The sequence below is a fragment of the Mesorhizobium sp. LMG17149 genome (assembly GCF_024518695.1).
In the GTDB taxonomy this organism is placed as follows: domain Bacteria; phylum Pseudomonadota; class Alphaproteobacteria; order Rhizobiales; family Rhizobiaceae; genus Mesorhizobium.
Genome location: NZ_JANIFL010000027.1, coordinates 1 through 1,329, shown reverse-complemented (window position 1 = coordinate 1,329; position 1,329 = coordinate 1). Strand labels below are relative to the sequence as shown.

General features: G+C 64.9%; 1 protein-coding gene. It reads right to left on the bottom strand.

Annotated features, from left to right (window positions below):
- Positions 1-59: 59 nt before the first annotated feature.
- Positions 60-1,250: an integrase core domain-containing protein gene (locus NP945_RS31785; protein WP_256748511.1), complete on the bottom strand. Its 1,191-nt coding sequence runs from the start codon at positions 1,248-1,250 to the stop codon at positions 60-62.
- Positions 1,251-1,329 lie beyond the last annotated feature (79 nt).

The following is a 1,329-nucleotide window of genomic DNA, read 5'->3' as shown; positions in this document are numbered from 1 at the left end:
TGTCCAGCCGATAGATGGGTAACAGTTTGAACCGGATAGATAGGTAACAGTTTTCCCCCTTATGATGGGTTCGCGGCAGCGCCAAACGGTTGGGTTGGCGCGGCGCTGCGGCGAACCAGTTTCCTGTGCTTGTGGTCGATGAAGCCGAGCGGATGGGCATGGAAGCGCACCGCCCATTGGCCGTTCTCAGTCTCTTCGATGGCAATCGGCTCGCCTGCCAGCGTGGCCGAGACGTAGATCTCTGCACCCTGCCATTTGACGGCGCCGTTCTGGCGCACGCTGCGCACCGCCGCCTCGCCCGGATAGTCCGGCTCGGGGATCGTCTTAGGCATGGGACGGGTCGAGGGACGGTAATGCTGCGCCGGGGTGCCCATGCCAAGCGCCTCGTGCGGGCGCTCCTCATTGTAGCTGCGCCGGAAGGCCTCGAAAGCCTGAGCTTGAGACGCCCTGTCGGCCTCCGGTGCCTTGGCCATCGGCAGCATGGTCAGGTGGAAGCGCTCATGGCGCCCGTTCTGCTGCGGCTTGCCCGGCTGGATGCGCTCAAGAGCGATGCCAAGCTTGATGAAGCGCGCCGCAAGCGGCGTAAGACCCGTGACGCCAGGCGATGCGAAGGGTGGGCCATTGTCGCTTCTGAACCGATCCGGCAGCCCATGCTCTTCAAACAGGCGCTCAAACACCGGCCAGGCCTCGGCGTCCGCCGTCGAACCCGTCGCTTCGAGCGCCAGAAGATAGCGGCACGCCCCATCCATCACCGTCAGCGGCTCGCAGCGCCACCCGTCGCCAGTCCGGAACCAGCCCTTGTGATCGCCCGTCCACAGCGCGTTCGGCCCCTCGGGCTCCGGCCATGGACCGTTGCCGGCCGCCTTCCAGCGCCTGCGCTTACGCCCCACAAGTCCATGCCGCTTCAGGATCTCACCGGCCGTCGAGACCGCAGGCCAACCGCAGCAGGGCTCCGCACGCTTGAGCCGGGCCATGATCTTCTTGGGCCCCCACAGCGGATGCGCTTCCTTCTCCGCCACGATCCGCTCCACCAGCTCCGCTGCCGTTGCCCGGCCGTGCTCGAGCGGCGCCCGCGGCAGATCATGCAGCCCTTCCGGCCCGAACTCCCGGTAGCGTCCAAGCCATTTGTACCCGGTCTTGCGCGAGATCTCGAAGGCAGTACACAGCTGCGTCATCGTCTCCTCGCCAGAAAGGCATTCCACAACAAACCGAAGCCGCTCATCCATGATGCCAGTCTCTCGCCAAACCATCGCCGGTCCTCCCGGCGGACAAGAAAACTGTCACCCATGCTATCGGTCCATTCTGTTACCTATCTATCCGGTTCGGACA

What these genes read in the sequence shown, in the direction of transcription:
- NP945_RS31785 (WP_256748511.1), bottom strand. Translation starts at nt 1,250, where the DNA reads ATGGTTTGGCGAGAGACTGGCATCATGGATGAGCGGCTTCGGTTTGTT.